A 10,054-nucleotide genomic window follows, 5' to 3' on the forward strand; every position below is an offset into this window, starting at 1 on the left:
CAACAGCGTCACGCAGCATCGTAAAACGTTAAAAGTCCCCGGAATAAAACGGACTAAAGACGTAATAACTGCTGTCGCGTTTGGCCCGTTTGGGCGCGGTTTTGATGAGAAGCGCATACCGGCTTTGGCGTTTTTTAGTCCGCATCCAGTTCGTAAAGGGCCGTTCGTGGGTGTAAAGCCGGTCGACTTCGCGAACGTGCACGGTTTCCACCTCTTTCGGATCAACCGGAATGCCGTTGATGAAGACGTCGATATCGCTGATAAACTCCTCCTGAATTTTCAGGTGCTGGTTTTTCGTCCGTTTCACGAATACGTCTTTGTACCCGAAAAAGGTGGCTTCCAGCAGTTTGTTCATCGTATACGTGTGCGTAACGCCCAGCGGATGATCCGACATCCCCGCAGCCTTTAACATCGTAACCAACTGCTGCCGGTCCGGCCTCATCGGAATGGATTGCTTACTGATTTGAATCAATATACGATATGGATTGGGATCCGGATTGTCGATGCCGTCAAACTGGTGCAGAACGAAAAGCTCCTCGACGTAATCGATTTTGAGCTTCGCCAGCAGAGCCGCCGACACCGGTTTGCCATTGATGTATACCAGCGTTTGGGCTTTGTAGTTTTCCGCCAGCGTCAGAACACTGTCTTTCAGGTTAAGAATAAACGGGGCATTGAATTGGAGAACGGTTGCGGTTTTGAGCTTGTTTTTCCGTTGGTAATACGTCAGTGACCGTCCCCAAAGCGGACTGTCTTCCAGTTTAGTCACCAGAATGCGGGTCGGGTTGATCAACGGAAAATCGGGGCGATGGGTTACTTCGCTGGTGGTCTGCTCACTCTGGCATGCCATCACCATCAGAACCGTTGCGACCCAAAGCAGCGCATACCGCCACCAGGCTTCGTCAGAACGGGCCTGGTTCATCATCTGAATGCGGTTTTTCAATCCGGCGTATTCAAATTGGTTCGTGAACCGGTAGCGGTATGGGCGTTTGTGCTTCATGATCAGCTCTTTATCAGGAAGATAGTCACCTTGCTAAAGGTAGTAAAGATACCGATTTGGTTTCAATCAACAAACGTCCTTTGGCGGGTTTAATACCCAAAAATCTCCTCCAGCGACACCTTTTTTACGTTGCCATATTGGCTCAACTGATCCGCGTTCACACGTTTTTCCGAGGCTACGATGCAATAGGTATACGGTTTGTTGGCCAGGTGCTCGTCACTGAATTTCTTCAGGTCAGTATAGCTCAACTGGTCGAGGGCGTCGTAAATCTTCTGGCGTTCGTCATAGTCCAGGCCTTTTTCTTCGGCGGCCAGATAGCTGTAAATCACGGCGTCCTGCAAAACCCGCTCGGTTTCGTAGCCTTTTTTCATTCCTTTCCGGGCCGCATCCAGCGCCACCGGCGATTCGGGCAGGGCATTCAGCAACTCATTCATCCCCGCAACGGCTTCGGGCAGTTTGTCGGCCTGGCTGCCGATGTAACCGATCAGCGTATACTGCTCGTCTTTTTTGGCGGGCGTATCGTAATAGGCATAGGTCGAATAGGCCAGTGCTTTCGATTCGCGGAGCGTCTGGAACACCACCGAAGCCATGCCGCCCCCAAAATAGTTGTTGAAAAATTCGACAACCGGGGTTTGGGCCGGATCATACGCCCGGGTGTTGCGCACCCACGAGATTTCGGACTGCACCATGTCGTAATCCGCAAACAAAACCTGGTTTTCATTCTGCGCAACCTGCTTAAAAGCCTGCTTCGTGGGAACGGCGGCAAACGTCGCGGGAAGTTTGTGCAGGGTTACAATCTGTTTTTCAAAAACCGCCAGCGGTTTCGGACCGTAATAAATGATCTGATGCGGCAGATTGACCAGATTATGCAAAAAAGCGACCAACTCTGCAGCCGTCACTTTTTGCAGTTCGTCGTTGGTCAACTGGTTGTTGAACGGGTTTTGGGGGCCATACTGCGCGTATTGCATCAATCCCTGCATGATCGTCTCTTTGCTCAGTTTGGCGTCGGAGCGTTGTTTCAACACCCGTCCTTTGAGTTCTTCCAACGCTTTTTCATCCGGTTTGCAGGTTCTCAGCAGCGTTTCGAGCAAGTTCACCGCCGGTTCGAAATTTTCCTGCAAGCCACTCAACCGGATGGTCGTATACTCATTGCCGGGCTGAATGGAGTAGCTACAGGCCAGGCTGTAGAACTCGGTGCTCACCTGCTCGGCGCTCAGATTCGGCGTGCTCAGGAAAGCCAGGTATTGCGTTGCCAGACCCATAAGTTTGCTGTGGTAGGTCCCTATTTTTAGCCGGTAGCCCAGTCGGAAAATCTCGTTTTCCACATTGGCCGCATACAGCACGTCCGCCATCCCGGCTTTGCCGCGTTTCACGTCTTTCTTGTAATCGAGCCACACCGGTTTGATTGGGGCCATCGGCAGATCGTTGACGGTTTGCAGAAACGGCGATTGCTTGTCGGTATTGGTCGCAACGGGTGTAATGGCCGGTTTTTCCACTTTCTGAATGCTCTTGTCTTCGCCTTTCCGTTTGTATACCACCACGTAATTGTCTTTGAACCACTGATTGGCAAAAGCCACCACGTCTTTCTTCGTGATCTTGCTCATCTCGTCCAGGCGACGGGTGTAGTCGACCCAGCTTTCGCCTTTGTCATTGACGAACGCATCCAGCATCGGAGCCACCCGGCTGTAGTTGTTTTCCAGGCCACGGATGGCGTTCAGTTTGTAGTTGTTGACAATGGCCCGCAGAATTTTCTCATCGAACTCCCCGCGCTTCAACTTCTCCACCTGCCCAATCAGCAAGTCTTTTACTTCTTCCAGTGTTTGCCCCTGTTTGGGTCGGCCCGACATCGTCCAGATGGAATAATCCTTCAGTTTTTCGATGGTCGAGCCACCACCCAGAATCTTTTGCTGTTTGTTGAGGTTGAGGTCAATCAGACCAGCCGCCGAGTTCGACATCACCTCATCGGCCAGCGTCGCCAGCAGCGACGCTTTCACGTCGAGCACACCCGGCAGGCGGTATCCGATCCGGACGTTGTCGGGCGTGGGTCCAAACACTTCCCGGGTTTGAATCCGGGTCAGCGAGGCTTCGGGGGCCGGATTGTAGAGTTTTACCGCCTTGGGTTGCCAGTAGCTGAATTTCTCGTCAATTTTTTTGATGACCTCATCCGGGTTCAGATCCCCCGCCATGATGATGGCCATGTTGTTGGGTACGTAGTAGTTGTTGAAATACTTCCGGATTTCGATCAGCGACGGATTTTTGAGGTGTTCGACGGTTCCGATGGTGGTTTGCTGGCCATAGTTATGAACCGGAAACAAAGCCGCCATCAGGGTTTCTTCCACTTTCCAGGGATCGTTATCCAGACTCCGGTTTTTTTCTTCGTAAACCGCTTCCAGTTCGGTGTGGAAAATGCGCAGGACCGGATTACGGAACCGCTCGGCCTGCAACGTCAGGTAGCGGTCGATGGCGTTGGCGGGAATGTCTTCGAGGTAACAGGTGACCTCATAACTGGTGAACGCATTGGAATTTTGCGCGCCCATGTTGGCAATCATTTTATCGTACTCATTGGCAATGGCAAACTTCGCAGCCTCACCCGATTTCTGGTCAATTTCCCGGTAAATGGCCTTCCGCTGAACCGTGTCCGTCGTTTGGTTGTAGCGTTCATACAGCGCATCGATCTGGTCGAGCAGCGGTTTTTCCTTCGCCCAATCCAGACTGCCGTAGCGGTCGGTGCCTTTGAACAGCATGTGTTCGAGGTAATGCGCCAGCCCGGTATTGCTTCGCGGATCGGTGTTGGAACCGGCCCGGGTTGGCATGAACGAAAAGATGCGGGGCTCTTTTTTATTGACACTCAGGATAACCGTCAGTTGGTTTTTGAGGGTATAAAACCGGGTTTGCATCGGGTCGTTGGTGACGTAGCGATACGTATAGCCGTTGCTGGTAGCGGTTTTCCATTCGGTAGCCGCGCCGGTTTTCTGGGCCATTGCTGACGGCACAATTACCAGCAACAGGCTCAGCGATAACAGAAATTGTTTCATTTTCAGGGGAAGTAAAGTTACGTTGTCTAGAATGGGAACACGGATTAAACAGATGAAACGGATTTACACAGATTAAAATAAAAATCAGTTTTTTGATCCGTTCCATCCGTTTAATCCGTGTTCCCATCAAACACTATTGGCTGAGGAAAAGCTGAACATACCGCTTTTTCCGGCCCGGTCCGGCGGATTCATCCCGAACATCGTTGATAATGACCGTATGAAGCTGCTTCGGATCGAACATCGCTATCTGGTCGGCACTCACTTCCTTCCCATCGATGAACACCGAAACATTTTCCGAGTGATATAGCTGAAGCTGACCATTTGCATTGACAAAGACACCCAGATTCTCGTTTCTTCGACCCGGATTTGCGCGCAGCCACTCCCCTTTTACGGTTGAACGGCTCCCCGCCATAAATTTCTGATTTTTCTGGATCAAATAAGCCATTCGGCTCTCGGTCACCAGGCCCGCAACGGACGCTTCGTCTTCTTTCACGACCTGGGACAAAACATCCGGCATTCCAGAACTGGCCATGCCCATGCCCAGCGAACCGCTCTCGGCCAGATAGCCGCCAATCGACTTGATCGGTTCGCCAGTCTCATCCCCATTGGACGTTGACCCGGAACTACCATTCTGTTTATGAACTTTTACGCCAATGTCATTGATATAGACCTGAAACGGATCAAATTTGACGTGCGTAAAATCGAAGGTAAACCGGGATTGTTCGTCAATCGTTTGTTTCAATTCCGAAAGATCTTTGAACGACATTTTGGGCGTAATCACCCAGTACAGCAACTTCCCTTCCCGAACAACATACCGGCTTTGTTTTTCCGTATTCACTACCGGTATTTTATCAATAGCCTGGGCCGAATCGGGAATCACTACGGTTTTTTCGACCAGTTCTTCCACCGGTTTCGGAACGATTTTCAAATCGGATTCCGTGGGCGAATCTCCCTGGTCAACAACAGCAGGAAAACCGGTTGTGGGCTTCGCTTTCACCACCGGTTTTTTCTTCACCACCGCCAAAGACGGTTTTTTCTGCTTTTCCACCGCAGCCATCGTCGTCACCAGTCCGGTAACCGAAAACAACACAACATACACCAGCCACGACCGACCGGATCGGGATGCCTGATTCATCATCTGAATGCGGTTTTTCAAAAACCGGGGACCGAACTGGTTGACGAAGCTGAACTGCTCCGGGTGCTGCCGAAAAATGCCATTCGTTTTCATATACAGGTTCAGGAAAACCGTTTAATCCGCCAGCAACTGGCGCTTGGTTGTAACCACCACAAGACCCTTGGTCGTGAACATCGGCTTGACCATGCCCGCCGATCCTTTATCGAAAACCGCTACCGAAATCTTGTCGTCGGCAGACAGTTCCCGAAACGCCTGGTACGAACCCCGCTTGCCATCGATCAGAAAAGTAAAGTGGGTGAGTTGTTCCGGCGAGAGCGTTTTCTTGTACAAAAGCTGGCGGCCCATCGCCATTACCTCTGGATTGGCCGAAAAAACCGCATCCAGAATTTTTCCGTCGATCATCGTGGCCCCATAGCGCCCGGTTTTGCCGAACCGTTTCATGGCTTCCTGCGCCGTCAGCACCGTGCGTTTGTAGTCGGACACCGAGCCAAAGCCAAACGGCTGACCCGGCCGCAGGTTCAGCACCCGGCCATTGAGCACCACCACCGGTTTTTCGTGTTCCCAAATCGAAAACAAGGTGTCGGGCAACTGCATCACCCGGCGGGTGGTCTGCACCACAAACGGCTTCGACGGGTCGGGCTGAATGGCCGTGATCACAAAAGGCGGGATTTGATTGAGCGTCCGGGCAACGACCTGTTTCCCATTTTTCACTTCCACCGAAATGTGATCGATCTGGCCGGAACGATTCACATCGGCCTGGTAACGCATCGTGATGCCCCGTTCCGCAAAAACCGCCTGCATCACGTCCAGATCCTGTAAAGAGGTAACCGCCGTAATCAACCCGAACACCCCAAACCGGTTGTCGACCACGTACCGGGAAACGGTTTGGGGCGTGGTAAAGGCCGAACAGGAGAGGACAATACTAACGCTAAAAAGCAGGTAAGTCTGCCATCCCCGGTTCGACCTGGGCCGGTTCATCATCGAAATCCGGCTTTTGAGTTGTTGCTGATTGAACGAATTGGTTGCCGGCCGAACGGGAATCGGCATGTCGCCCGAGAGGCTGGCTTTCAGCAGGTAATACTGGTATTTTTTCTTCTCGATGCCTTCGTCCAGCACTTCCCGATCGACCAGGTATTCCAGGTTTTCCTGCACGAGCCGCTGGTGCCACCAGGCGAACGGATTGAACCAGAAAACGACCCGCAGCCATTCGGCCAGCAGCATATCCAGGCTGTGCCATTGCCGGCAATGCACCCGTTCGTGCAGCAGAATCTGGTCGAATTCGTCCTGTTCATACAGTTCCGGATTCAGAATCACCCAGCGAAAAAAGGAAAAAGGAGCACCCACCTCCGCGTTGACCACCAGCCAGACATCATCCTCCCACGAACGCTCCGAGCGTGCAATCAGCCGCGCCAGCGACAAAAGTTGCACCAGCAGCCGCCCGGCCAGAAAGATTACCCCTGCCAGATACACCCACAACGCCAGTTTCTGGCCGGTAACGGTCGATTCCTCCGGCTGAATTTCCGGGACGACATTCGGCACCTGAGCGGGCGGTTTTTGAAACTGGGGAGCGGGTTGGGCCGGTTTCAGCCGCGACCAGTCCAGAACCCGCAGGTTCGGAACGGTTTGCTGCACCAGATTCCGGACGGGCGCAGGCCGAAAGTCGGGCAACTCGACCAGCGGCAGCACCAACGCCAGCGCCACGTTCAGCGCGAGCAAATACCGGTTCAGGCCAAACCAGGTGGCCCGGCGGAGCAACAGCCGGTAGCAGAGCGTCAGCACCGCCAGAATCAGACCCGCTTGCAGGAGGTAAATCAACAGGCTCATGGCTACTGCCCCTTCTCGATCATCGTGATGATTTCTTTCAATTCGTCTACCGAAATTTTATCCTTTTTGGCAAAGTAGCTCACCAGGTTTTTGTAGGAATCATCGAAATAATCCGACACGACTTTCTTCAGCACAAAGCGGTTCTGGTAGTCTTCCTTGCTGATAATCGGGTAGTATTCGTGGGTATTGCCATACGCCTGATGGCCGACATACCCTTTTTCCTCCAGATTCCGGATAATGGTTGAAACGGTGTTGTAATGCAGGGGCGGGTCGGTGAAATAGGCTAACATGTCTTTTACAAAAGACTGTTCGACTTTCCACAAGACCTGCATGATCTCTTCTTCTTTGGCAGTTAACTTTTCCATCGCGCTTATTTTAGGTTAACAAAGTTCTGTCCGGACAAAAAACCGGTGACCATTTATGAGGTCCTGACTCCATAATGACGAATATAGAACGGTTTGCGTAGCTTGCAAACTATTTTCGTAGTTTTTTATTCTACCCCCCGGCAACGGCCTTAATTTGAATCTACGCGGGAGGGTCGTAGTTTTGTGTAAAGACAGCTTACGCTCCATGAAGAAATTACCGATAGGATTACTGGCCGGATTGTGGCTGCTGCTGGCGGGTTGCGACGAAAAGGCGGTTTATAAAGGAATCGATGACATCGAAGACGGCACCTGGTACATCAAAAATACGCCGGAATTTACGTTTGAGATTGCCGATACGACGGTCACCTATTCCGTTTATTACAACATTCGGAACAGTGTTTCGTATCCGTACTACAACCTGTACATCCGTCGTTATTTGCTGGACGGAACCGGAAAAATGCTGGAGTCGAAACAGGACGAATTGACGCTGCTCGACCCGAAAACCGGAAAACCGTACGGCGACGGTCTGGGCGATCTGTTCGACCACCGCATCAGCATGATGAAAAAATACCGTTTTCCGCGGAGTGGAAAATACACCATCCGCTTGCGGCAATACATGCGCCAGAACCCCCTGCCGGAGATTTACAGCGTGGGCGTGACGGTGGAAAAAGACTTGTAGTATGGAAATTTATTTGCCTCTCTTCCCGCTGAACCTGGTTGTGTATCCCAACGAAGATCTCAACCTGCATATTTTTGAAGAACGCTACCGGCAGTTGATTGCGGAATGTCTGGAAAAAGGCCAAACCTTTGGTATTCCAGCATTTATCAACAACAAGCTGCCCGGCTACGGCACCGAAATGAGCGTCACCACGCTGCACAAACGCTACGACGACGGGCGGATGGACATCAAATCGAAGGGAATCCGGATTTTTAAGGTGGCTAACTTCGAAAATCCGTCGCCGGGGAAACTCTACGCGGGCGGCACCGTGCAGGTGGTGGAAGTCGAACCCGAAACGGGCGACCACCTGGATGAACTGATCGTCAAACTGACCCGGCTGTACCGACTGTTGCAGATCAAATCCGAAATTGACGAAGAAACGCCCCTCCTATCCTTTCGGGTGGCGCACAAAATCGGTTTGTCGGTTGAGGACGAATACGAACTGCTGACGATCGACCACGAGAACGAACGCCAGCGGTTCCTGATCCGCCACCTCGACCGGGTGTTGCCGGTGGTTTCGGAAATGGAGCGCACCAAAGACCGCATCAAAATGAACGGCCATTTCAAGAACCTGGACCCGTTGAAATTCTAATATAGCCCCTAAATCCCCTGAAGGGGACTTGGCATCCGGTTTAAGCTGTGTCCAAGTCCCCTTCAGGGGATTTAGGGGTTTAATCCACCAAATCCTTGACTTTTTTCGGCAGCTTATCGGTCAACTCCTTGACATTCATCGGTTTTTTCGGACGTTCGGCTTCCCCCAGCAGGAAACCGTACGGTTTGAGCGGTTCGACGGCATCGAAAACGACCTTGAGAATGGCCGTCATGGGCAGCGCCAGAATCAGGCCAGTCACGCCCCACAACTGCCCCCAAAGTAACAGGACGATAATGGCCGCCAGCGGGTTGATGCTGACTTTGGAACCCACGATGTAGGGCGTGATGAAGTTGCCTTCCAGAATCTGAACAAACGAAAATACGCCGATAACACCGAGAGCGACCAGCGGATTGTCGTGGGTAAGCAGCGTGAACAAAGCCGGCAACAGCGACCCGATCAGAATGCCGATGTACGGAATCAGGATCATGAACGCGCCCAGAAAACCGAAAAAGACGGCGTAGTCGATGCCCAGAATCAGCAGACCGACCGTGTTCAGCACGCCCACAATGATGATGACAAGCACCAATCCAACCAGGTAATCCTTGACAACGGTGTAGATCCGGCCAAAAACAATGTCGATCTTGGCCCGCTTCGTACTCTTGAATACTTTGTAGAAAAACGACCGGAAGAAGTCGCGGTATAGCATCAGAAAGAAGATATACAGTGGCACAATCGAGATGGTCGACAGCGTGTTGGTGGTGGCCAGCAAAGTTGACGTCAGAAAAGAACCGCTTTCGCGAATCAGGTTATTGACGTAACTCCGGGCTTCGGCCACCATCTTCGAACGTTCGATGTGAAACCGGTCTTCGCCGAACGTCTGCAGTTTGTCCAGAATCTGATTGCCCCGTTCGAGCAATTTAGGGGCTTCGCTGGTGAAGCTGGAAATTTGCAGGGAAATGAGGTAAAAAAGCAGGTAAAAAAAGCCGATCATAAGCACCAGACACAACAGAATAGCCGGTACGCGCGGCACCCGCCAGCGTTCGAGCCGGTGGTCGATCGGATATAGGATCATGGCAAACAGAATCGAAAAAATCAGCGGTACGATCAGTTCCTGCATGGCCGACAGCCAGTAGACCAGAATCGTCAGCACAATCATGATGCAGGCAAACCGGACGTACGACGGTAAATTGACTTCAGGTAATTTGTTTTCCATATTTTTAGGTGCGGTATTCTGTTTTCGGTATATCGAAAACTACTTTATAACTGATGTTACGCAAGCTCTTTCGTGAAAGCCAGCTTACTGATTAAATTTAACAAAAAATTAGGTATGCACTTCGTCTCACCTATTTTCGACCTTTACTCGGACTACCTGTTAGTCAATCAGGGCC

General features: G+C 51.6%; 8 protein-coding genes. 2 read left to right on the forward strand and 6 right to left on the reverse strand.

What is annotated here, in order from left to right:
- Nucleotides 1-28: 28 nt before the first annotated feature.
- The 5 genes from DUE52_RS03525 to DUE52_RS03545 form a co-directional block, all read right to left on the reverse strand.
- Entirely contained in the window at nt 29-997 is a 969-nt protein-coding gene (locus DUE52_RS03525; protein WP_114404566.1) for a hypothetical protein, read from the reverse strand.
- 89 nt (nt 998-1,086) lie between these two features.
- Entirely contained in the window at nt 1,087-4,032 is a 2,946-nt protein-coding gene (locus DUE52_RS03530) for a M16 family metallopeptidase (RefSeq protein ID WP_114404567.1), read from the reverse strand.
- Nucleotides 4,033-4,165: 133 nt separating this feature from the next.
- Nucleotides 4,166-5,260 carry a hypothetical protein gene (locus tag DUE52_RS03535; RefSeq protein ID WP_114404568.1) on the reverse strand — a complete coding sequence of 365 codons (1,095 nt, stop codon included), beginning with the start codon at nt 5,258-5,260 and terminating at the stop codon, nt 4,166-4,168.
- Between the two features lie 21 nt (nt 5,261-5,281).
- Entirely contained in the window at nt 5,282-6,991 is a 1,710-nt protein-coding gene (locus tag DUE52_RS03540; protein WP_114404569.1) for a M56 family metallopeptidase, read from the reverse strand.
- A 2-nt stretch (nt 6,992-6,993) separates the two neighbouring features.
- Complete coding sequence (locus tag DUE52_RS03545) at nt 6,994-7,356, reverse strand: BlaI/MecI/CopY family transcriptional regulator (RefSeq protein ID WP_114404570.1); 363 nt, start codon at nt 7,354-7,356, stop codon at nt 6,994-6,996.
- Between the two features lie 205 nt (nt 7,357-7,561).
- Here DUE52_RS03545 and DUE52_RS03550 point away from each other — a divergent pair, with 205 nt between their 5' ends.
- Together DUE52_RS03550 and DUE52_RS03555 are read left to right on the forward strand one after the other, a co-directional pair.
- Complete coding sequence (locus DUE52_RS03550; protein WP_114404571.1) at nt 7,562-8,035, forward strand: gliding motility lipoprotein GldH; 474 nt, start codon at nt 7,562-7,564, stop codon at nt 8,033-8,035.
- 1 nt (nt 8,036) lies between these two features.
- Entirely contained in the window at nt 8,037-8,666 is a 630-nt protein-coding gene (locus tag DUE52_RS03555; RefSeq protein WP_114404572.1) for an LON peptidase substrate-binding domain-containing protein, read from the forward strand.
- Nucleotides 8,667-8,745: 79 nt separating this feature from the next.
- Here the strand turns inward: DUE52_RS03555 and DUE52_RS03560 are convergent, their stop codons facing one another.
- The gene (locus DUE52_RS03560) at nt 8,746-9,879 is read right to left on the reverse strand and encodes an AI-2E family transporter (RefSeq protein ID WP_114404573.1); all 1,134 of its coding nucleotides are present in this window, start codon (nt 9,877-9,879) and stop codon (nt 8,746-8,748) included.
- Nucleotides 9,880-10,054 lie beyond the last annotated feature (175 nt).

This window comes from Larkinella punicea (assembly GCF_003334855.1).
In the GTDB taxonomy this organism is placed as follows: Bacteria; Bacteroidota; Bacteroidia; order Cytophagales; family Spirosomataceae; genus Larkinella; species Larkinella punicea.